Source organism: Komagataeibacter xylinus NBRC 15237, from assembly GCF_001571345.1.
Classification (GTDB): Bacteria; Pseudomonadota; Alphaproteobacteria; order Acetobacterales; family Acetobacteraceae; genus Komagataeibacter; species Komagataeibacter xylinus.
In genome coordinates, this window is sequence record NZ_BCTP01000015.1 from 25,073 (window position 1) to 46,636 (window position 21,564).

The 21,564-nt window shown below is 51.7% G+C and carries 17 protein-coding genes and 1 pseudogene; 11 read left to right on the forward strand and 7 right to left on the reverse strand.

Features of this window, described 5'->3' with window-relative positions; all coding sequences use genetic code 11:
• Nucleotides 1-109: 109 nt before the first annotated feature.
• A complete protein-coding gene (locus GXY01S_RS17040; protein ID WP_082770780.1) occupies nucleotides 110-1,090 on the forward strand; it encodes a DNA cytosine methyltransferase in 981 nt (326 codons plus the stop codon).
• Nucleotides 1,091-1,138: 48 nt separating this feature from the next.
• Here the strand turns inward: GXY01S_RS17040 and GXY01S_RS17045 are convergent, their stop codons facing one another.
• Both GXY01S_RS17045 and GXY01S_RS07965 read right to left on the reverse strand, forming a co-directional pair.
• Nucleotides 1,139-1,792: an HNH endonuclease gene (locus tag GXY01S_RS17045; RefSeq protein ID WP_082770781.1), complete on the reverse strand. Its 654-nt coding sequence runs from the start codon at nucleotides 1,790-1,792 to the stop codon at nucleotides 1,139-1,141.
• A 149-nt stretch (nucleotides 1,793-1,941) separates the two neighbouring features.
• Entirely contained in the window at nucleotides 1,942-2,262 is a 321-nt protein-coding gene (locus GXY01S_RS07965) for a hypothetical protein (RefSeq protein ID WP_061273881.1), read from the reverse strand.
• A 478-nt stretch (nucleotides 2,263-2,740) separates the two neighbouring features.
• On the opposite strand from GXY01S_RS07965, the gene GXY01S_RS07970 reads away from it, so the two are divergent.
• The 5 genes from GXY01S_RS07970 to GXY01S_RS18055 all read left to right on the forward strand — a co-directional run bounded on the left by GXY01S_RS07970 (nucleotide 2,741) and on the right by GXY01S_RS18055 (nucleotide 8,313).
• On the forward strand, nucleotides 2,741-4,132 hold the full coding sequence (locus GXY01S_RS07970; RefSeq protein ID WP_061273883.1) for a hypothetical protein: 1,392 nt from the start codon (nucleotides 2,741-2,743) through the stop codon (nucleotides 4,130-4,132).
• A gap of 786 nt (nucleotides 4,133-4,918) precedes the next feature.
• Entirely contained in the window at nucleotides 4,919-5,350 is a 432-nt protein-coding gene (locus tag GXY01S_RS07975; RefSeq protein WP_061273885.1) for a hypothetical protein, read from the forward strand.
• Between the two features lie 74 nt (nucleotides 5,351-5,424).
• The gene (locus GXY01S_RS07980) at nucleotides 5,425-5,844 is read left to right on the forward strand and encodes a hypothetical protein (RefSeq protein WP_061273887.1); all 420 of its coding nucleotides are present in this window, start codon (nucleotides 5,425-5,427) and stop codon (nucleotides 5,842-5,844) included.
• A gap of 316 nt (nucleotides 5,845-6,160) precedes the next feature.
• Entirely contained in the window at nucleotides 6,161-6,544 is a 384-nt protein-coding gene (locus GXY01S_RS07985; protein ID WP_061273889.1) for a hypothetical protein, read from the forward strand.
• Entirely contained in the window at nucleotides 6,544-8,313 is a 1,770-nt protein-coding gene (locus GXY01S_RS18055) for a hypothetical protein (RefSeq protein ID WP_146222744.1), read from the forward strand. The genes GXY01S_RS07985 and GXY01S_RS18055 overlap by 1 nt, the downstream gene beginning before the upstream one ends.
• A 68-nt stretch (nucleotides 8,314-8,381) precedes the next feature.
• On the opposite strand, the gene GXY01S_RS17050 is transcribed toward GXY01S_RS18055, so the two are convergent.
• Nucleotides 8,382-8,570, reverse strand: a complete 189-nt coding sequence (locus tag GXY01S_RS17050) for a Flp family type IVb pilin (RefSeq protein WP_082770782.1) — start codon at nucleotides 8,568-8,570, stop codon at nucleotides 8,382-8,384.
• A gap of 206 nt (nucleotides 8,571-8,776) precedes the next feature.
• On the reverse strand, nucleotides 8,777-9,505 hold the full coding sequence (locus tag GXY01S_RS17055) for a Flp family type IVb pilin (RefSeq protein ID WP_082770783.1): 729 nt from the start codon (nucleotides 9,503-9,505) through the stop codon (nucleotides 8,777-8,779).
• A gap of 215 nt (nucleotides 9,506-9,720) precedes the next feature.
• Here GXY01S_RS17055 and GXY01S_RS08005 point away from each other — a divergent pair, with 215 nt between their 5' ends.
• The 3 genes and pseudogenes from GXY01S_RS08005 (at nucleotide 9,721) to pglX (ending at nucleotide 14,976) form a co-directional block, all read left to right on the forward strand.
• Nucleotides 9,721-10,266 (forward strand): hypothetical protein, encoded by a 546-nt coding sequence (locus GXY01S_RS08005; protein ID WP_061273897.1) that lies wholly within the window; start codon nucleotides 9,721-9,723, stop codon nucleotides 10,264-10,266.
• A complete protein-coding gene (locus tag GXY01S_RS17060) occupies nucleotides 10,263-10,889 on the forward strand; it encodes a recombinase family protein (protein WP_082770784.1) in 627 nt (208 codons plus the stop codon). The genes GXY01S_RS08005 and GXY01S_RS17060 overlap by 4 nt, the downstream gene beginning before the upstream one ends.
• A 967-nt stretch (nucleotides 10,890-11,856) precedes the next feature.
• Nucleotides 11,857-14,976: pseudogene (pglX, locus tag GXY01S_RS18900) on the forward strand (BREX-1 system adenine-specific DNA-methyltransferase PglX).
• Between the two features lie 15 nt (nucleotides 14,977-14,991).
• Here pglX and GXY01S_RS08015 read toward each other — a convergent pair.
• The 3 genes from GXY01S_RS08015 to GXY01S_RS08025 all read right to left on the reverse strand — a co-directional run bounded on the left by GXY01S_RS08015 (nucleotide 14,992) and on the right by GXY01S_RS08025 (nucleotide 19,983).
• Nucleotides 14,992-17,535 (reverse strand): polynucleotide kinase-phosphatase, encoded by a 2,544-nt coding sequence (locus GXY01S_RS08015; RefSeq protein ID WP_061273899.1) that lies wholly within the window; start codon nucleotides 17,533-17,535, stop codon nucleotides 14,992-14,994.
• Nucleotides 17,532-18,935: a 3' terminal RNA ribose 2'-O-methyltransferase Hen1 gene (locus GXY01S_RS08020; protein WP_061273901.1), complete on the reverse strand. Its 1,404-nt coding sequence runs from the start codon at nucleotides 18,933-18,935 to the stop codon at nucleotides 17,532-17,534. The genes GXY01S_RS08015 and GXY01S_RS08020 overlap by 4 nt, the downstream gene beginning before the upstream one ends.
• 289 nt (nucleotides 18,936-19,224) lie before the next feature.
• A complete protein-coding gene (locus tag GXY01S_RS08025) occupies nucleotides 19,225-19,983 on the reverse strand; it encodes a class II aldolase/adducin family protein (protein ID WP_061273903.1) in 759 nt (252 codons plus the stop codon).
• 54 nt (nucleotides 19,984-20,037) lie between these two features.
• Between GXY01S_RS08025 and GXY01S_RS08030 the strand changes: the two genes are divergently transcribed.
• Nucleotides 20,038-20,250, forward strand: a complete 213-nt coding sequence (locus GXY01S_RS08030) for a hypothetical protein (RefSeq protein ID WP_129551489.1) — start codon at nucleotides 20,038-20,040, stop codon at nucleotides 20,248-20,250.
• Nucleotides 20,251-20,583: 333 nt separating this feature from the next.
• The gene (locus GXY01S_RS08035) at nucleotides 20,584-21,564 is read left to right on the forward strand and encodes a LysR family transcriptional regulator (RefSeq protein ID WP_061273907.1); all 981 of its coding nucleotides are present in this window, start codon (nucleotides 20,584-20,586) and stop codon (nucleotides 21,562-21,564) included.

Sequence of the window (21,564 nt, forward strand, 5' to 3'; positions counted from 1 at the left end):
CCCCAGATATACAAATCTAAATTATCAAAAATTTCCTATATTTTTCACTCGCCACCAGCACTTAATTTAGTTAAAATGGAACCAGAACAAAAAGTGTACGAGGATTTCCATGGCTATCACATCGCTTGAACTCTGCGCTGGAGCCGGAGGACAAGCCCTTGGTTTAGAAAGGGCTGGCATTGAGCACTCTGGTCTTATGGAAATTGATGCAGATGCATGTGCTACTCTTCGCTTGAATCGTCCTAAATGGACCATCCATAATGCTGACCTTACCACTTTCTCTGGCACTCCATGGAAAGGAGTAGATTTGGTAACGGGAGGATTACCTTGCCCCCCATACTCTATTGCAGGGAAACAACTAGGTCCTCAAGATGAACGAGACCTTTTTGGCCATGGCCTACGTGTCATTGATGAAACTCGCCCAAGAGGCGTAATGATAGAAAACGTAAAAGGTATTCTATCTCCTCGTTTCGAAGAAGTTAGGACCGACCTCAGAAAGAAACTACGAAAACTCGGTTATGATGTGCAATGGCGTCTCTTGAATGCATGTGACTTTGGAGTTCCTCAACTGCGCCCAAGAGTGATTTTTGTAGCTCTTCCAACTCAAACAATGGACTTCTTTGAGTGGCCGACCCCCAACCCATCCTCTGCCTCTACAGTTGGTGATAGCTTATTAGACTTAATGAGTGCAAATGGGTGGGAACTCGCAGAACAATGGGCCCAACAATGTGACGATATTGCTCCAACATTGGTAGGAGGCTCTAAAAAGCATGGGGGTCCTGACCTTGGGCCAACACGCGCAAAACGAGCATGGGAAGCTTTAGGAGTGAATGCAAAATCTATTGCTGAAACTGCTCCAGAACCTGGGTTTGTTGGTCATCCAAGATTAACTGTTCGTATGGCGGCTCGTTTGCAGGGCTTCCCTGATACGTGGCAGATTTATGGACGCAAAACAACTTCATATCGACAGGTAGCAAATGCTTTCCCTCCCCCTGTAGCCTGTGCGGTTGCATCACAGATAAAAAAAGCGATCGAGGAAACTGCAAAAATATCATTGCCAAAAAAACGCTATAACAAAACAACTGTTTAAAAAGCATTAAGTGCATTGGCCTAAAAAACCAATGCACTGTAAAAGAATTTATTTTTTACCATATCCGTGAATATATCTTTTTAAAATATTTTCTATTTTATCCCCAGTTTCTCTTTCTATGATTTCCACTCTATCGGCATCATCATCATCCAAGAAAACCATAATCTTATTGTTTGTTTTTTCTGGAAAAGCCCAATAGCAAGAAAGACAATCATCTGAACAGTTCATACACTGTCTACGTTTAACAACATTACAGTTATGACAAAGAGCCTGCCAATTACCAAGGTCATTGGTCCCTCCCCGTATAAGGGGAATTTTATGGTCGGCCTGAAGTCCTCTTGTCCCTGGCAGAACATGTTTTTTACATATAGCACAACCATAATTTGCTTTAGTAAAAATATCTATTTTTTCTTTTTCTGATAAATAAGTTCTGACATTTCCTTCCTTAATTATATCTGAAATCAGCCTCCAAACAGGGAACCCCTCCTTCATAGAAGCTTCTAAATCACAACCTTTTTCATCACGTAACTCTCTCAAACGTCTGTCAAAATATTTTTGTCCTGTAACATCTAACAAATGTTTGGATTTTACCCAAGCTTTCGGGAAATTATTATCCAAGGGTTCTCCCCATAACTCTCTAAGCAAAATATTTTTAACTTTGCTTTTTTCTCCAACTTTTTTTAAATATTCTTCAATATCCATTATTGAAAAACTCCCAGATACAATGAAAACTGTATCAATGATATCAGGAAGTTATTCCGCTAACTAGGACCTATCATTAAACTAGATTCAATATCTTCATCATAAAAATGGCTTATCAAAACACCATGTTTCTGGTATGCGCCATTACATCACGCCTTCGTGAGCATCATGCACCTTCTGACAAGAGTGAGGACTTTCTTCTTCATTCTGTCAGGAGGTTCAATTCCCATACCCTGAAGACGTTCCAGCAAAGCCAGAACAGCAGAGGCATCCTCTGCACTGACAGCAGGTTTCCCGTTGGTAGCCACCAGGGCTTTCCCTACGTTTCTGTCCTGTCTGATTTTTTCCAGAATAGCCACTGTCAGCCATTCTCCGGCTTTCATGCCCTGCTTCTGGCTCTGGGTAATCACAGCTTGCCGGACATCAGCAGAAATCCCCCTGATACCCCATGTTTTCGTGTTGTCTTCCATATGTTTCCTTCCCTGTTAAACAGCCCTGTCCAACCAGTATGACAGGAACACAGGCAAGGAATACTGGATGTTGCAAGGAATGGCTCAACAAGCAGTTTGACAGGAAACCCCGACAAAAAAACCAGATACGTGAATATCTGGCTCCTGTAAGCCCAATGGTGAATACTCCATCAGGATTACCACTTTCGCGATAATTTTATTATGTGCATTATTGAGTATAATATCAAGTAAAACAGGGATATGCATTCAAAAAATAACTACAGATTATATTTTACTTGAATAAATCCATTTTCAATGCTTTAATAAGAAAAAAGCCAGATGCAATAACATCTGACTTTCATAACCACGATGGAGGAAGCCCCCCAAAAACACTTACTACGTTTTATTAAGTTGATTATGTAATATTTAAATGAATTAGTCAAGTAAAAAATGTTGTTTTTGGTAATTTTTCTCCATCATAATTAAGGAGAAAAATTTTATGGGCGCAATTTTAAAGAAAGACATTTATACAGACCCAAGTGAAGACAGAATATTACCCTATAACGGGCAAGCCTTCTTTACTCTCAATCGTATCAATAATGGGCATATGACCCAGAAAGCCTACAAGCTGGATCAGCTTGAGTTTGTCCTGTCCAATATTGCCAATAACAGAGATACCTACATGGCTCAGGGCTTCTTTTCCAGACCATGCAGACGTGCCCTGTTCATAGAAACCATGACACACGCCTATGTGGATATCGACTGCTACAAGACAGAATTCTTTCCCGACTGGATGACCAGACAGCAGAAGGTGCAAAGCATCCTCTCCTATTGTGATGACAATCTTATTCCTGTTCCTTCAGCCATTATCTCATCCGGGCGTGGCATTTATCTGAAATGGTATTGGGCCTCACCTATCCCAAGAGAGGCTGTAGGACGTGCTGTAGCCCTCAACAAACAGCTTGTGTCCCTGTTTGCCCCACTTGGTGCTGACCCGGCCTGTGTGGACGTATCCAGAATCCTGCGTGTTGTGGGAACCCTGAACAGCAAGAACAACCAGCCTGTAGAACTGTTGCACCAGACTGACAGGGATGGTCATGCCATCACCTATGTCTTTGATGATTTTGCAGACGAGGTTCTGCCCTATTCCCTTGAGCAGATACGCGAATGGAGAGAAGCCCAGAAGGAACGCTATGAAGCCAAGGGACAGGTCATCCATCTGGCACGTGAGAAAGCCAGGGAAAGGCTCAAGGCTGGCAACCGCAAGGCATTCAACAGGTTTGACTGGTGCTGGCGTGTTGTTGAGGACATCAGAACCATTGCTGACAAAAAATATGGGGACGTCATTCCCTATTGTGAGGAATCCGGGCATGTGGCTGGCCCTGACATGTATGCCCATATCGGGGCGTCCATGCTTGGTAATATCATCCCATCCCAACAGCTATGGCCGGAAATCAAAACATGGGCTGGTCTTATCCTTCCTGCTTCCTATGTGAATGACAAAAGGAACCTGCTGGCTCATTCTTCCTCTCTGCTCAAGAAAGCGAAGCAGGTTGCCAATATGACGGAAGAAGAACGTAAAAGGAACGAGGAAGCCGGACTTCATCGTAAAGGAGCTTATCGCTACAAAACACAGACTATCATCGACAGGCTTGGCATCACGTCTGATGACATGCGAAATTTCAATCTCAAGGTGTTAATCGACAAGGACGAGAAACGCAGGAGAGACAGGGAAAACACCATGCAAAAGAGACGCGAAGCCGGAACTGTGGAACGTGTCGAATGGCTCGCAGAAACAAAAGCAAACAGCCAGGAAGGGCAAAAGCCCTGGGAAGCCATGGGAATAAGCCGTGCAACTTATTTTAATAGAAAAAAGAACGGGTTAATTTAAACCCGATTTATTTCGTAATAAATTAGACTGGGTCTGTCCCTACATATAATCTGCGTAGCCCTGAGATTAATTAAATCTTAAAAATAGGGTTTAATATTACAGGAGACTACCAGAAAAATACTGAAAGAAACCAATAAATCGAAAGCGTAGCATTGCGGAGCGACAAAATGGAACAGACAACAAAAAACAGTCTCACGCTTGAAAAGAAGAAATAGGGCAATGAACGAAGTGAAGCCCTTGGCGGTAGCAGAGTAAGTATAATCTTGGGTCACTATGTGACCGGGGGGTCTGGGGGGATTTTTTCGATTTTTTGACCAAAGTATCGATTTGGCTTTTTTGTGATACTGGTCTGTCCCTCCATATAATCGCACATTCAATGGTAAACGCGCAGAATTGCCACGTTATGACCGTTTGACCCATCAGACATATAATCCTACCCCTTAAAGGTTTTTCGTTGCTCCATGTGTCTTATTCCATGTTTTTCATACTATCCCGCGTGATGGATATACCGGGATTATACCAGAACCTTGGTTTTCTCTGGTTTTTGGGATGTTTTTCCTTTTTCTACCCATTCATCAACAGTATTTTATGTTGAATGACACACTGTTTTTTCCTTTCATAGTCAACACAAAATCCTGTTGACCATTCCATAAAAAACATAACAACCATTCAACATTAATAATAAAATACGATATTTATAAATATAGATTAAATTATACTTGTATTTATGTTTAATATTATGTTAATATTTAAAAATACAGCAACATAATTTAAAGGAGGACTATTATGGCAAAAGCCAAAAAAGCATTATTCACATCATTTGGTCTGCTTAATTTTCAGGAACGAAAGGTGCTGAATGAAGGTAATGCGTTTTTTGAAGCAACACCAGAGGGAGGCAAGTCTGACAAGACCTTTTGCGTCACGTTGGATGATGGGAAGCAGATGTATTGCTATGTAGGCAATGACAAACTGACTTTTTACAAAGCCAATCTGGATGGCACGGACAAGCAATGGCTGTTCAATATTTTCCCGGATGGGGGCATATTTTCTGCTCAGTCCATGGAAAACAAAAAGCGCAGAAAAGAGAAAGCCAAGGCTCAGGAGCAGAAAACACAGCAGACTGATGCTCAGAAACCGGAACGCAGGACTTTGACACTCCCCAAGGCTCCACACAGGAAAGCCCCTGTTGTCGTGGAAATCAAGAAAAAGAAACGCTAATTTTCTTACCCCCAACCATTCAAACAGACAAAATTCACAAGGAGTTTTCAGACATTTTATAAGGAGATTTAAATATGCAATTTCGATTATTAGACAACAAAGGCACACCCAAATGGGAAATCAGTCGTTGGACTTACAGCACTGAAAAGAAGCGAGCCATCAAGGAAACCCTTGGCTCTTTTCCCTGCTATTTTTCCATGGTTTCCGGTGACATTCTGGATAAATGCACCAAACAGGAAAAGGCTGAGGTTCTGGAATGGTGGCGTGTCACCAGTGAAGCCGTGAACAGGGAACGTCTCAGAAGACAGATAACGACTCTTCCCGCTATCTTTAAAGACCTTGAAACCCTGCTGGATGTTATCCAGGACAATCCTGAAGACCTCGCGGAACTTAAAAAACACGCCTATGCGTTCAAGGAGGCTGTCAGCAAGGTTGTTCGCAGGAAGTCACGCCAACAGAAAAATCAGGAAACAGTCAACAGCGTTCCCGCTTGACCATTCCTTATGTTTTCCCCTTCATAGTCAACAGGGTTTTATGTTGACTACTGACCTATTTTTATAAAATCACATCAACATAGATTTATGTTTAAGCGTTCGCGCTTGTAACACATTTTATGTAAAGCACCTGCATTATACCCGTAAAATACCTTTTTATCCCTGCTTACGTTTTCTCATCTTGTTTGCCATCCTTTTTGTTATCTTTTGATTATAGCCAGGCATACCGAGTATCCGCGTTGCTCCACTCGGTAATCTGGCAAGGGGGAAAATGCTTTTCCCCCGTTGACCCCCATTTAAGCAGGAGACCCATTTCATGAGTGAAAAAAGAAAACTGAACCATTCCCTTTTAGTCCGTTTGGATGATGACCTGTATGGCAGGATAACAGAACAGGCCAGACAGCAGGATGTGACTGCAAACAGTCTTGTTCGTCGCACGATGGCTGACACATTATCCTACCCATTGCCTCCAAAGCAGAGCGTTAAAGCCTTTGCTCCCCCCAAGCCGGAATACATCAAGGAGCTTTACAGGCTCAGGGAAAGCACGGCTGAACTATGTGGAGCATTGGTGCAATATGCCATCAAATCCCGTCAGGAGGGTCATGTCATGGCTCATGCTGAAGCAGAATCCCTTATCCCGGATGTGCGTGATGCTGTGCGTAATCTGGACAAGCTCCGCAAAAAGCTTGAAGGAAAATAATGATTAGCGGGGCTACACGTGGCAAGGGTGGCTCAGGACTATGGCGTCACCTTCTGGACTATAAGCGTCAGAATGATGCTGTCATGGTTGGTGCATCACGTGGGTTGATTGAAACCGGCACGAAAGACCAGATTAAGGAACTGACCCACATTGGCCGTTATGCCAGCCATTCCAAACCTCTCCACCATGTTCATGCAGACCCCGCGAAAGACTGGACACCAGACCAATGGGCTGATTTCTGGAAGTCCTATGAAAATGAATTTTCTCTCCAGAAACAGTCCTTCACTGAAGTTGTGCATGTCAAGCATGGCCGGGAACACAAGCACAGGGTGTATTCCCTTCTGTTGCCATCGGGTTCCTGTATCCGAATGGATAATGATTTCATCAGACGTGAGAAGCTGAACCGACTGGCAGAAATACGCACAGGAGAACCTATCCTGTCCGGCAGACATAATGATGCTGTTATCAAGGCTCTGGAAGCCGAAGGGAAAACAGCCCAAGCCCAGATACTCAGGGATGCAGGACTGGAAGGAACACGCACCAGAGGGAAACTGAAGCCCCAGGAACGTGCCCAACAGGAACGCACCCATATTGATAAGGCTGGTCTGGCTGTAATCGTTCTCAAGGGATGGAAGGGCTATAACCCGGATGTTCTCAAGGAGCAGTTAAAGGCTCATGGTTGTCATCTGGCTATGGGGGATAAGGGGCCGGTTGTCATAGACCAGACGGGCAATGTTCATGCTTTGAACAGGCTGGTCAACATGGCCTCCAAAGCAGAGGGGAAACCTCTGAAAATCACAGCAAAACAGGCTGTGGACTACGTCAGGGGGTATGACCTCCCATTTTATGCAGACATTCAAAAGAAAGGAAAAATTAATGAAAGAACACTTCCAGAACTCGGAACAGTCCAAGAGAATTTCTTTATACCGGCAGACCTACCAGGAAGCCTATGGAGCGAACAAGAACACACAGAACATTCTCGACCTGATGAGCAACCAGACAGGAGACAAACCCTCACCCATCGACCAGATACAGCAGTTACTCGAAACCATCGCACAGCAACAGGTTCAAATCCTGTCAGCACAAAGCCAGATATTAAAAAGATTGTCTGCACTGGAACACTGAACAGACACATCACCCATGTTGTCAGTCTGTCCCATATTGTTCTGATAACCCCGGATTATATCAGGGACATCAAAACCCGATTGAAAGACGCCAAAAAAGCAGACTGGTATTTTTATCGCAGAGCCTATCAGAACCTTAAAGACCAGGAATACTGGCTTGACCAATGGAACAACAGCATTGACAGCAATATTCTGCTTTTGCTGGTGGAACTGTTCCTGAGCCTGTTTTTTGGTGGTTCTGTGACCATCAGAGAGAAGGTTTATCCTGTTGCCATTAATTTTGGGCTTCCTGCTCCTATCAGTGATAGCACATGGAACATGATGAGCGATGACCAGCAGGAAGATATCCTGTTTCAGAGCTACCTTTTATACAAATCGTCCTACAAAAATTATCAGAAGCTTCATGCCGAACAGAACGGGAATTCTGTCACGTTTGAGGATTTCCTGAACCTGCATGGCAAGGATATTCTGACACAGATGATTTCCCAAAATATGGATTATCTGGAAGACAAATTAACAGACTGGAAGAACAGGAAGATAGACGCGGAAAATGCGAAAATTCTTCAGAATACAAATGAAGCCATGACATGGATGAAACAGACTAATTCAGACGTTGCAAACCATGGAAGCACATTAAAAATGTAAAGAGATACGCATAAAAAAAGGAACCCCGAAAGGTTCCTCCCTGAAAGTCTTGTGATTGATTCTGTGGATTAATTAGTTGGTGTAGAAGTTGCTACTTTACCTATAGCAGTACTAACATTATTGAACACATCAGTTAAATTGCCACCAAGTGTAGTGACAGCAGTGATAATTGCAACAGAAATTAAGGCAGCAATCAAACCATATTCGATAGCGGTTGCCCCAATTTCATTTTTGCGAGTTTTAAGTAAAGTTTTCATATGAAATCCTCCAAATATTAATATTGAACACCTTATTATTATGATGCCTTAAATATATAATAATAAATGTATTTGCTAATATGCAAGAAAATCGAACTTTTTTAAATTATTTTCTTGACATTATCATTTATATATAAAATAATAATTTTATGTTGTAGCGACATAAGTGACCATCAGACCCCCTCCTAAAACGGTCTGGTGGTTTTTTATTGCCCGGTTTGAAGTTGTTCTGTCATTGTACCCAATAAACCATCGATAGTAAACACACGGCCCTTCTGTGTCGTAAATTCAAATTCTCGACCATTATTTCCTCCTGTATGAATATTATTTTCTACATAGCCAGCATTATTGATAGCATCATTTAGAACTTGAGAAGCTTCTGACCAAGAAGTGATAGGATGTTGAGTTAATCCATCATAAAGGCCAAATACGTTTTTAATTTGATCATCAGGATGTAACTGATTGTAACCTGTCATCTGGGTCAATAAATTCATTGAGATACTAGGAATTAAGGGTTGTGCTGAAAAACCATTAGTTCCTCCCAAACTTTGATCTAAATAAATAGGATTGAATTCATCTTTCAAAGAACTGTCCAGAGCATTTAAGTATGCGCTTCCTGTTAGACTATCTAAGTCTGCGCTTTCTGTCGTTCCACCAGCTCCACTATTATTTACACTTGAGCTACCACCAGTTACGCTAGTGCTACCACCACCACCACCACCACCACCACCACCATTAGCATTACCCGTAGATGCACCTGAACAGGTTCCAGACCCACCAAGATGTTTGGATATTGTGCAATAGGTGTTTGATAAATTCCCGCCAACTGCGGACATGCCAGTAACAGCAACAACAGCCACTAACGATGCAATAAGCCCATATTCTATGGCTGTTGCTCCAACATCCTGCTGTGCTTTCTTTTTATAATAAATCATGATTTAAAATCCTCCAATGTGTATATACGTAAATCATTATAGTATACATTGATGAATATATTCAATAATACTTAAATATAGACTGTTTCAAAAACTTGACTTTTTGAATACGTAACCCTTATTATATAAATACAAAGGGAAAATCGTATTCAATATTGTATATTCAAAAGTATTTTAGAAAATAATCCCTGATTAACAATTTAAGGAGACATTTTATGAGTGAAATTACATTCCGCACTAAAAACCTGACCGTCCATCATATTTTTTCACCTGTTGAGGGGTTTGATGACATCGCACCAGGATATGTGAAAGACTTCAGGACATTCCTGCAATCATCTAAAATTACAAAGACAATGCAGGAAGCCTATATTTCCGCATTGCGTGAATTCCCGACATATCCCAAAAGCACCACACTTGATGGCACGATAGAAGAACAAGCCTATAAATTATTAGATTTATATCATTCTGATGCCATCCAGAATATTCTGGACGTGCTCGCTCCTCAGATTATTGAAAAATATGGCGAAGACCAGTTATCCGTTTTCATAGTGGCTTTTCTGGAAGGTGTTTTAAGGGACATTGAAATCATAAAGGGAGATGGCAAAAATCACCTGTCCTATTTCAATCGTGACCTTGATTGTAGCTGTGCTTCTATCCTGAAGAGCTACTTGCCTGATGATTATGCATTGGGAGATTATCTGGCCCGCTATTTCCTTGCGGACAGAGTGACAGCCCTGCACGTCTTTGGAGGTGTGCAATGATTTATGGCTATGCACGTGTCAGCACCAGAGACCAGTCGACTGATATGCAGGTCAGTCGATTGCTGGAAGCCGGGATTCCAAAAGAAAGAATTTTTATGGATGTCATTTCCGGTGCAACAGAAGACAGGCCACAGTTAAACAGTTTGCTGTCTCTGTTAAACAAGGGGGATGTTCTGACAGTCTGGAAGGTGGACAGGCTTGGAAGAAGGACAGCCCATCTCGCACGATTGCTGGAAGAATTTGACCAGAAAGGAATAACAGTAAGAAGTCTGACAGAGGGGGTTGATACGTCAGACAGGTCAAGCCGTGTCAGTTATCTGCTGATGTCTGTCATTGCTCAAAATGAACGTGAGACGATTAATGAACGCATCAGAAGTGGCATAGACCATGCCCAGAAATATGGAACGAAAACAGGTCGTCCCATAGGAAGACCCAAAGCCAGTTCTGCAAAGGTGCAACATGCTCTGGACCTTTTAGCATCAGGGAAAAGCTACAGACATGCCTCTTCCATTGCGGGTGTCTCTTTAGCCACATTGGTCAGACGTGTTCAGGCTATGCAACAGAAAAACCAGTTCACACGCCAGACCAGTATTTTTGAGACACTGAAGCAGAAAGCCTCCTGACAGAAAGGTCTTGATTTTCTACGAAGGTCTTCTACAATTTCCTTCACGTCAGGATTATAAAAGTCTTTAATATCAGCATGTTATTTAGGCGACTGCGGGATTCTTGACTTTCGAGTCCCGCAGTTCGCACCAATATAATGCATTGATTTAATAAAATTTCATGGTCTTACCGTAACCATATAAAGCCGAAGCCGGTAAATGTATAATTTCTGTCTGCACGACTTTATAGAAATACTTATTACTTGAATTTAGATACTGTTTAAAAAAATAATTTATAAAAAAATAATAAAAGTTTTTAAGTTCTTTTGTTTTTCAAAAATTCAGCACACTTCAAAGCTTTTTGAAAAAAGCTTCACCAAAAACTTTCTTATGATTGCTGAATGTTTTCTGAGCTAACTTTTGAAACAGTCTTTCAGATATATGGGCGTATCGCTTCCTCATAACACCTTACGTTTCCGAGGCTCCAGACTCATAATCAGAACATGACCGTAGTTTCAACACAGATGGCGGCGCAGAAAGCAGTCAAGCATCTGTCATACCGGGTTGTAACACGTCCCTGTCCTTCTGCCTGGCAAACCGAATTTCAATGCGATTTCAGCATCTGCAAGACAGGTTGCATTCGTGAGAACCCGCCTCGAAAACACGGCGTGGTGTGCTACCTCCATAACATGAAAAAGACCCTACTGGCTGGGACGGGCGGCGGCGGGAAGGCGTTTGCCTGATGGATGTCAACGCGCTCAGACGCTTCGCCCGGACCTCACGCCTGTGGATGATCGATCAGGTCACGACCCAACTCGACAGGGTGCTTGCCGATGAAACCGGCGCGCACGCCGGTGCGATCACAGCGCTGAAGGCCGCCACTGAACGCAACCGCGAGGCGGTTATTGAACAGGCAGCCTGCACCTGGTTCAACCGCTTCACGGCGCTGCGCTTCATGGATGTGACGGGCCTGACCACCCTGCATGTCATGCACGAAGCCGCCCATGACGGGCAGGAGGAAGCCTGCCGGCAGCGCATACTCCAGACCTGCCATGACTGGCACGGCCGCATGCCCTTCCTGTTTGCAAAGACCGGGGATGACACCGATCTCCTCATGCCTGCTGACCTGCTCGCGCCCGATGGCTTTCTTGCCCGCCTGCGCACGGTACTGACCGAGGCGGCCTGCCAGCATGTCGAGGTCATCGGGTGGCTGTACCAGTTCTATATCTCGGCAAAAAAAGATGCGGTCTTTGCCGGGCTGAAACAAAACATCCGGATCGCGCCCGAGCATATTCCCGCGGCAACGCAGCTTTTCACCCCGCACTGGATCGTGCGTTACCTCGTGGAAAATTCGCTGGGGCGGCTATGGCTGCGCAATCATCCGCAGTCGAAACTGGCGGCGAAGATGGCGTATTACATTGCGCCTACCACACCTGAAGCGGACTTCGCGCAAGTGGACCGCCCCGAGGATCTGCGCCTGTGCGATCCCGCCTGTGGCGCAGGCCATATGCTGACTTACAGCTTTGACCTGCTGTATGAAATCTATGCCGAGGCAGGCTACGCCCCGCAGCATATCCCCGGCCTGATCCTGACGCATAACCTGACCGGACTCGAGATCGACGCGCAGGCGGCAGCCCTCGCGGCCTTCGCCGTGTTGATGAAGGCGGCGGCACGTCTGGGGCGGCAGTTGTTCCTGCGCCTGCAGGCACGGCCTGATATCGTCGTGCTGCGCAATGTCGCCTTTACGGCCGCCGAGATGACGGAAATCGCTGCCGTGGCCGGGCATGATCTGTTCACGCCCGGCCTGCGCACACTGCTGGGGCAGTTCGAACAGGCACGCAACCTGGGTGCGCTGATCGTGCCCGCGCAATGCGACATGCCCGGCGCACGCCGCCGCCTTGCGGCATATAAGGGCGGTGCTGAGCCGCGCGTGGCGGATGTACTGGCCCGTGCCCTGTCCGCGCTGCGCATGGCCGAAGTACTTGCCCCCCGCTACCACATCGCGGTGGCCAATCCGCCCTATATGGGGGCGAAAGGCATGAACGCGGCACTGGCCGCCTTCATCAAGGCCAACCATCCCCATAGCCGGTCCGATCTTTTTGCCGTGTTCATGGAGCGCGCGCTGGGCCTGACCGTGCGGCACGGGCTGATGGCCATGATTACCATGCAGTCATGGATGTTCCTCACCTCCTATGAAAAACTGCGCGCCCGGCTGCTGGCCGAAACCACGATCCTGTCCATGGCGCATCTGGGCGAGCGGGCATTTGACAGCATCGCCGGTGCCGTGGTTTCCACCACGGCATTCGTGATCGGGAATACCCGTGATGCGCAGCACGAAGGCACGTTCATCCGCCTTGTCGAGGGCGCATCGGAGGCTGAAAAGAACGCCCGGTTGCGCGAGGCCATCCATCACCCGGAATGCGGGTGGCGCCATCAGGCTTCAGCGAAAGATTTCAGACATGTGCCGGGCCAGCCGATTGCGTACTGGCTATCGGACTCCCTAAGGCAGTGCTTTGTCCGCTTTCCATTGGTCGGGGCATCGGCCGCCGCCGTATGCGGCATGACCACGGGCGAGAATGCACGCTTTGTCCGGGCATAGCATGAAGTGGACCGCAGCCGGCTCAGAACGGATGCGGCCTCCCCTGCCGCAGCCCGGCAGTCGGGCTGCACATGGTTCCCCTATGCCAAGGGCGGCGAATTCCGCAAATGGTACGGCAATGCGGATTACGTGGTGAACTGGCACGATGATGGCCGCGACATCGTAGCCTCGGGCCGGGCCTATCCGCGCGCAAGGCAACGGTATTTCCGCCCCTCGGTCAGTTGGTCTTTCCTGTCATCAGCCTATTTTGGCGTGCGCCAGCAACCGCCGGGTTTCATCTTTGACATGGCAGGCTGCTCCCTGTTCCCTGACGCACCTGACCAGATCAGCCTCTATACGGGTGCCCTATGCGCAAAAACGGCCAGCCTGTTTCTTCAGGTCCTGAATCCGACCCTGAATTTTCAGGTCAATAACGTCGCCTCCATCCCGCTGCCCGCACAGATCGACGTCAAGGCCATACAGGCCATCGTGCAGGCCGCCGTGCAGATTGGCAAATGCGACTGGGACGGGCACGAAACATCATGGGACTTCACCACCCTGCCGCTGCTTTCAGCCGCCTGCCCGGGCGATACCCTCGCCCGCGCCTATACCCGCCTGCGCGCGCGCTGGCAGGGCATGACGGACACCATGCAGCGCCTGGAGGAAGACAATAACCGCCTCTTCATCAACGCCTATGGATTGCATAATGAACTGACACCCGATGTGCCGGTCAGGGAGATCACGCTCACCTGCAATCCTGCCTATCGCTACGGCCCCCGGGCGCATGATGGCGAAGCCCGCCTGCGCGCGGATACGGTGGCCGAATTGCTGCACTACGCCGTGGGCTGCCTGTTCGGGCGCTACAGCCTTGATGCCCCCGGCCTCATCCTTGCCCGGCAGGGCGCGGGGCCTGAGGCGTATTTCGCCCGCGTGCCCCACCCCCGCCTTGCCCCCGTGCGTGACAACGTCATTCCCGTGCTGGAGGAAGACGGGTTAGGCGATGATATCGTAACCGCCGTTTGCCAATTCCTGCGCGTGAGCTTTGGCGCGGCGCAGTTTGAGGAAAACCTTGCCTTCATTGAACGCGTGCTCGGCAAGGACCTGCGCCGATGGTTCAGCAGGGATTTCTTTGATGACCATGTGAAACGCTACAGGAAGCGCCCTGTTTACTGGATGTTTTCCAGCCCCGATGGGCACTTCAACGCACTGGTCTACATGCACCGCTACCACCAGGACACCGTCTCCACCGTGCTGGCGTCGCTGCGCAAGTTCATTGCACGGCTGGAGCACGAACAGGCCCGGCTGCGCAAACAGGCCAATGATGCAGGCACGCCGCCCGGTCAGCGCATCAGGGCGCAAAAGGAAAGCCGGGCGGTAGCAGCGCGGATCGAAGCCCTGCGCGCATGGGCGGATGGCGTGCTCCATCCGCTGGCGCAGCAGGGGATCGCCCTTGACCTGGATGAGGGCGTCAGGCGCAATTACCGGCTTTTTGCCGGGGCGCTGAAACCGATCAGGGGCGTGCCTGACTGACTTCACCCAGAACTTTTACAGGCGTGAATCCACCGGCTCACTCTCCATGGCCTGCACGCCAAACACGCACTGGTGCACCTGCGACAGGGGCGCATGCGCCACGAACCGGCGCAGGGCCTCCAGCCCCAGCGCGAATTCGCGAATGGCCATGGAGCGTTTCTGGCCCAGGTTGCGCTTTTTCAGCCGCACGAGATGCTCGGGGCGGTCATAATCAGGGCCATAGATAATACGCAGGTAATCGCGCCCCCGGCACTTGATGGCGGGCTGGATCAGGCCACGCCTGCCCCGTGCCAGGAAATCCAGCGGCTTGACCACCATCCCTTCGCCGCCCGCTTCAGTCAGGTCCTCCCACCACGCAATGGCGGCGGCGCACTGTTCGGGGTCGTTAAGGTCAACAAGCCGGTGGCGCGTGGCCATGACCAGCGGGCCGCCTGCTTCGGCCAGCCTGTGGGCGCGCTGCATGTGCCATGCATGGTCACGGTCGGCATGCACATGCCCCTCCGATGCCAGCAGGTGGAACGGCGCGATCCTGACGCTGGCCAGCCCCTCAAACGGGGTGACGTAGCGGTTATAGGCATCGCGGTAGCGAAAGGCATCCTCCAGCCGCACGGCAGTCGTGGCCTGCAGGTCATCCACCGCCACGCCGCGCGCGCGTGCTGCCGCCAGCGCCTGTTCCGCGGCGGACAGGCTGGCAATGGCGGCAGCCCCCACCGGGGCGAACTGCGCATGCACCAGCCCTGCTGCCTTCATGTTCCACGGCATGGCCTCGACATCCCACAGCACCCAGTCGGTTGCCAGATCATCCCACAGGCCGGCGGTGGTCATGGCGGCATCCATCTGGTGCAGCACGGCGGCCTCGATGGCTGGGTCATCAAACAGGCGGCGGCCGGTGCGGGTGACCACGATGCCGCGCGCGCCGTCGCTTACGCCAAAACGGCGGGCCGCAACATCAGGGTTGCGCGCCAGCACCACCAGCGCGCGCGAGCCCATGTGTTTTTCCTCCACCATCACCGAGCCCACACCGTTCTTGCGGTAATAGGCCAGCGCCTCCTCCGGGCGTTCCAGCCAGCCTTCCATGGCGCTGGTCTCGGGGGGCGACATGGTGGGCGGCAGGTGAATGAGCCAGCGCGGATCAACCGCAAAGCGGCTCATGACCTCCAGCGCGGCGGCGGCGTTGTCGGGCGCGATGACGATGGTGCCGAGATCATGCGTTTTGACCGCCTGCCGGCCCAGCACATCGGCCACGTCGGGCATGGTGGCAGGGGGCTGGGCCTCGGGCGTGGCGGGGCCGCCAAGCGGGCGCAGCGGCTCGGCATAGGTCTCGCGCGCCTGCACGGCCACGAGTTCCATCTCCGGGTAGCGCAGGGCGGTCAGCCTGCCGCCAAAGCAGCAGCCGGTATCGATGCACAGCGTGCCGTTATGCCACTGCGCTTCCATAACCGGGGTGTGGCCATACACCACCTTGGCCTGCCCCCTGTAGTCGGCTGCCCAGTCATAGCGCACGGGCAGGCCGAAACTGTCGATCTCGCCCGTGGTCTCGCCATACATGCAAAAGGCCCGCACAGCACCCGAGGCGCGGCCCTGCATGTCCTCCCTGATGCCCGCATGGGCCACGACCAGCCGGCCTTCATCAAGCACGTAATGGCTGATCAGCCCATCAAGCCACGGGCGCAGACTGGCCACGAAGGCGGGCGGTTCGGCCTCGAGCTGTTCTATGGTCTCGGCCAGGCCATGGGTGCGCTTGACCGCCTTGCCCGACAGGTAGCGCTTGAGCTTGTCATCATGGTTGCCCACCACCGCCAGCGCGTGGCCCGCCTCGACCATGGCGCGCACGATGCGCAGCACATCGGGCGTGTTGGGACCACGATCGACCAGATCGCCCACAAAAACCGCGCGGCGGCCCGCAGGCGGCGTGACCTGCACCGCCTTGTCCTGCCAGGTTATGGTGTAGCCGAGCTTTTGCAGCAGGTCCTGCAGTTCATCAGCACAGCCATGCACGTCACCGATGATGTCAAACGGGCCTCTGTCCTCACGCCGGTCGGTCCACAGGCGGGTGCGGGTGAGGGTTACGGCATCGACCTCCGCCGCCGTGTGCAGCACATGGGTGTAGCGTATGCCCTCGCTGCGCATGCCACGCAGGCCGCGATGGAGGTCGCGCATCTGGCGGCTCACCACGCCTGCGTTGATGGCCCGGTCCGCGCGGCCTGCGTTACGCGCCACGGCCACGGCCTCGGGCAGGTCGAACACGATCGCCACCACCAGCGCATGCGCCTCACGCGCCAGGGCCACCAGGCTCTTGCGCGCGGCAGGCTGCACGTTGGTGGCGTCAATGACCGTAAGGCGGCGGTTCCTGAGCCGGGTGCGCGCAAGCGCATGCAGCATGGCGAAGGCATCGGGCGTTGCGGCCTGATCGCTTTCATCATCACAGACCCAGCCCCGCATCGCATCCGATGAAATGACTTCCGTGGGCCTGAAATGGCGCGCGGCAAAACTCGACTTGCCCGTGCCCGAGGCGCCGACCAGCAGGACCAGCGCGAATTCCGGTATATCGATCTTCATGACTCGTGTCCTGCCTGCGTAAAGAGCGCCATCTGCGTGGGCGTGCCGTGGGTGGGGTCAACCGGGCCAATGCCCTCGAACGCCACGGTGTAGCCATAAGCCTGCGCCACATCGCGCGCCCAGCGGCTGAAGGTGGCGCGGTCCCATTCAAAACGGTGGTCGGCATGGCGCATGGCGTGGGCGGGCAGGTTGGGGAACAGGGCGTTATAGTCCCTGTTCGGCGTGGTCACGATGACAATGCCGGGGCGGGCCTGGCCAAACAGCACCTGCTCGAAGGCGGGCAGGCGCTCGGCATCCATATGCTCGATCACTTCAACCACGCAGGCGGCATCAAATCCCTGCATGCGTCTGTCGCGATAGGTCAGCGCGCCCTGCATGACGGTGATGCGCCTGCGCCTGAGTTCAGGCATGTCATCAAGCCGCAGCCGCTGCGCCGCGCGGGCCAGCACATGCGGGGCGACATCCATGCCCACGATGCGGCTGAACGCGGGCACGGCAAGCAGGGCCTGCAAGAGATCGCCCTCGCCACAACCGCAATCGAGCACGCTCTGCGCGTGCAGGCGGCGCAGGGTCTCGACCACGTGGGCGATGCGGGCATCCTGCAGGCGAAGAGGCGCCTCGATCTGTTTTTCTGGCGTGTCCGGCGCATCGGCATCGGCCGGAGCGGACGCATCGGGCGCGTTCAGTTCCGCCTGCGCACGCGCCACGAGCGGGCGGAACCCCTTGAGGGCACGGCGGATGATGAGGTTGCGCTCGGGGTGGGCATCAAGCCAGCCAGCCCCCTCACGCAGGAGCTTTTCCACCTCGTCCTCGCCCACGTAATAATGCTTGCTGTTATCAAGCACCGGCACCAGCAGGAAAAGCTGCCGCAGCAGGGTGGACAGCCGCACCCTGCCCCTGAGCGTAAAGGCGACATAGGGGCTGTCACCCCATTCCGGGTGGGTGGGGTCGAGTACGATGGGCGTGGTCTCGACCTGATAGCCCAGCGGCGTGAACAGGCGGGCGGCAAGGTCCGGCGGCCCACGCACCGGCAGCGGGGTGATGGTGACCTCAAGCGGAATATCGCTGTCAGCCAGGTCTTGGCGCATGCGCGAACGACCGGACAGGGCGGTGCCGAGCAGGCGGCGCATGGCGGTCATCAGCAGCGACGAGGCGGCATAGGGCCGGTCATTGACGTAACTGTCCTGCTGGCCTGTGGCGTGGCCGCGCCCGCGCACAAGGTCGATGGGGTCAACCTCGACCATGATGGCCGCCGTGCAGCGCGCTTCATCCGCCTGCGGATAGAAAAGCGATGCCCGCCCCATGGAAAGTTGGAGTTGATGCACGTTATCGGGATGCTTCATGAGGAGAAAACCCAGATCCGTCGCGGGCACATGGGTGGTGGAAAGACTCAGAAGCATCACGAACTCCAGTTACGGGCGCGCGCATGCGCAGGAGGACATGATGCCTTTAGCCCCACCGCACGGGCACGATGGGGCCATACTTAATGCAACATTTCATTTCAGGACAGGGGTTTCAGGTATTTACCAGCCATATACCTGATGAAACCTGCCCATTATAAGTATTAAAAACGCATCTTTCCCAAAGCCATTTCGCACGGCATCAGGCAAAACATACAGACGTTTTTGGTGATGCTTTTTTCCAAAAAGCTTCAGGTAAACGCCACCCCATGCCAGCCCTTTACCGGGTTCAGTCCCGGTAATCGGGCTGTTCGCGGTCAAGCTTGCGCCGCAGCGCCTGCCAGATCAGGCGGCCTTCGTCGGGGTCATCCTCAAACTGCCCCCGCGCGCGCAGGATCTGCGCCTCGGAGGGGATATGCAGCTTCACGCCCGTGGACTGCGCCGCAATCTGGATGCGGCAGGACTGCTCAAGGTAGTACATGCGGTAGAACGCCTGCGCGATGGTGCCGCCCACCGTCAGTAATCCATGGTTTTGCAGGATCAGCGCATTGCGCGTGCCAAGATCGCGCACGAGGCGCTCGCGTTCGCTCAGATTGTCATCGGCGGCAATCCCCTCATAGGAGTGGAAGCCAACGCGGCCATAGAACTCCATGTTGATCTGGTTCAGCGGCAGGATGTTCTGCTCCTGCGCCGCCACCACCATGCCCGCAAGCGTGTGCGTGTGCATGACGCAGGCGGCATCGGGCCTGCTGCGGTGGATGGCAGAATGAATGACAAACCCCGCCGGGTTGATCGGCCATGACGTGTCCTGCCGGGGCAGGCCATCGGCATCGACCACCACCAGGGAACTTGCGGTAATCTCCTCGAACAGAAAACCGTAGGGATTGACCAGATAGGCATGCGCGCGACCCGACAGCCGGACCGAAAGATGGGTATAGACAAGGTCGGTCATGCCAAACAGCGCCATGAGCCGGTACGCGGCGGCAAGATCCTCACGCAGGGTCTTTTCGGTCGGGGCCGTTGCGGGCGCGGGCGAAAGGGAAGACATGATTGCTGAATATTCCTTCCTGTGGCGGGCATGCCGCCCCTTATGGGGCATGGAATGCCGCAGCCTGCCCCATACGATACGACATGGCGCGACGATTACCTACTGCCTGCCGCGCGTAAACATGAATTCCTTAAAGTAAGCTTCAGCCAGAATTTCAGGGCGTGCCTGGAAAACGCCGTTGATGAAAGCGAAAGGTTTTTCGGGGTGTCTTCTGAAGGCTGTTTGAAAAAATCTTCACCGAAAAACTTCATCATTGCAATGGGTTAATGTTTTATATTTTGCAAAAACTTTTTGTGAACATGTTTTGAAATAACACAGTGGCAGGAAAACAGACCGTTCTCAACAGCCATTTTTCCTAAAAACCTGTCATTTTTATAAATAATTTTGGAAATATTTATCAATAAATTTATTATTATTTAAATATTTTTATGAATATACTCTCTTATAACTGCCAGTTCATGACCGGCGGAAACGCTTTCCTCTTCCATCATTACGGTTTATGTATAATGACGATAACAGACAAGACAGCCCCCGCAGCGCAGTAACGCCCCTGCGGGAAAGCAGTGCCTTCATGCCTTATATTTGGTGGATCGGTTTTGCATGACACGACACCCTGCCCCCATACCCCCCAAGGCCGCCGCCCCGCGCGCTCCAGCCACGCGCCGCAAGGCGGATGGCTTTCATGGGCAGGTAGCCGAGGTGGATTTGCGGCAGTTGCGCGTATTCCGCACCGTGGCCGAGCATGGTGGTTTTGCCGCAGCCGAAGTGGCGTTGGGCAAGAGCAAGTCCTCCATCAGCATCGACATCGCAGCCCTTGAAAACCGGCTTGGCCTGCGGCTGTGCACGCGCGGGCGCAGCGGTTTTGCCCTGACGGCGGAAGGCCGCCTGGTGCTGGAGGCAACCGAGACCCTGTTTTCGGATATCATGCACTTCCAGCAACGCATAAACGAGGCCAGCCGCACATTGACGGGGCGCTTTTGCCTGTACGTGCCCGACAATATCCAGATTCATGGTGAAACGGCGCTGGTGCGCGCCATTGAAACCTTTACCACCCGCTACCCTGCGGTGTTCATGGATATCCGCTCCACCTCCACGCGGGAGGTTGAGTTTGCCGTGCTGAACGGGCAGGCCTGCGCCGGCATTACCCTGAACCCGCGCCACACGCCCGATGTGCAGACCACCGCCCTGTTTCATGAGGAACTGCACCTGTTCTGCGGCAGGCGCCACCCCCTGTTCAACCTGCCCGAAAGCGAGATCACGCCCGCCATTCTCGCCGAGCAGCGCATGATTACGGTGTCAGGTGCCGCCACCTCGCCCATGTGGGACAGGCTGCGCCCGCACCTGAACTTCGCGGCGGCGGCGGAAAATGTTGATTCACGCGCCCTGCTGATCCTGTCAGGCAATTACCTTGGTTTCCTGCCTGAACCCTTTGCCCTGCCCCTGGTGCATGACGGGCTGCTGCGCCGCATCGTGCTTGACGGCCTGCAACTTGAAACCAGTTTCTATTTCCTGGCCCGCCCCAACCCAGAAACGGACCTCATGCACGAGACGTTTCGCGCCATCCTGGAGGCGGCCTGCTGA

Bases quoted from the DNA above. Each gene is read 5' to 3' on its own strand.
- GXY01S_RS17060 (WP_082770784.1), top strand. From the start codon at position 10,263: ATGATTTATGGCTATGCACGTGTCAGCACCAGAGACCAGTCGACTGAT.
- GXY01S_RS17055 (WP_082770783.1), bottom strand. From the start codon at position 9,505: ATGATTTATTATAAAAAGAAAGCACAGCAGGATGTTGGAGCAACAGCC.
- GXY01S_RS17040 (WP_082770780.1), top strand. From the start codon at position 110: ATGGCTATCACATCGCTTGAACTCTGCGCTGGAGCCGGAGGACAAGCC.
- GXY01S_RS17050 (WP_082770782.1), bottom strand. From the start codon at position 8,570: ATGAAAACTTTACTTAAAACTCGCAAAAATGAAATTGGGGCAACCGCT.
- GXY01S_RS07985 (WP_061273889.1), top strand. From the start codon at position 6,161: ATGAGTGAAAAAAGAAAACTGAACCATTCCCTTTTAGTCCGTTTGGAT.
- GXY01S_RS07980 (WP_061273887.1), top strand. From the start codon at position 5,425: ATGCAATTTCGATTATTAGACAACAAAGGCACACCCAAATGGGAAATC.
- GXY01S_RS08030 (WP_129551489.1), top strand. From the start codon at position 20,038: ATGCCGCAGCCTGCCCCATACGATACGACATGGCGCGACGATTACCTA.
- GXY01S_RS07975 (WP_061273885.1), top strand. From the start codon at position 4,919: ATGGCAAAAGCCAAAAAAGCATTATTCACATCATTTGGTCTGCTTAAT.
- GXY01S_RS08025 (WP_061273903.1), bottom strand. From the start codon at position 19,983: ATGTCTTCCCTTTCGCCCGCGCCCGCAACGGCCCCGACCGAAAAGACC.
- GXY01S_RS07965 (WP_061273881.1), bottom strand. From the start codon at position 2,262: ATGGAAGACAACACGAAAACATGGGGTATCAGGGGGATTTCTGCTGAT.
- GXY01S_RS18055 (WP_146222744.1), top strand. From the start codon at position 6,544: ATGATTAGCGGGGCTACACGTGGCAAGGGTGGCTCAGGACTATGGCGT.
- GXY01S_RS07970 (WP_061273883.1), top strand. From the start codon at position 2,741: ATGGGCGCAATTTTAAAGAAAGACATTTATACAGACCCAAGTGAAGAC.
- GXY01S_RS08005 (WP_061273897.1), top strand. From the start codon at position 9,721: ATGAGTGAAATTACATTCCGCACTAAAAACCTGACCGTCCATCATATT.
- GXY01S_RS08020 (WP_061273901.1), bottom strand. From the start codon at position 18,935: ATGCTTCTGAGTCTTTCCACCACCCATGTGCCCGCGACGGATCTGGGT.
- GXY01S_RS08015 (WP_061273899.1), bottom strand. From the start codon at position 17,535: ATGAAGATCGATATACCGGAATTCGCGCTGGTCCTGCTGGTCGGCGCC.
- GXY01S_RS08035 (WP_061273907.1), top strand. From the start codon at position 20,584: ATGACACGACACCCTGCCCCCATACCCCCCAAGGCCGCCGCCCCGCGC.
- GXY01S_RS17045 (WP_082770781.1), bottom strand. From the start codon at position 1,792: ATGGATATTGAAGAATATTTAAAAAAAGTTGGAGAAAAAAGCAAAGTT.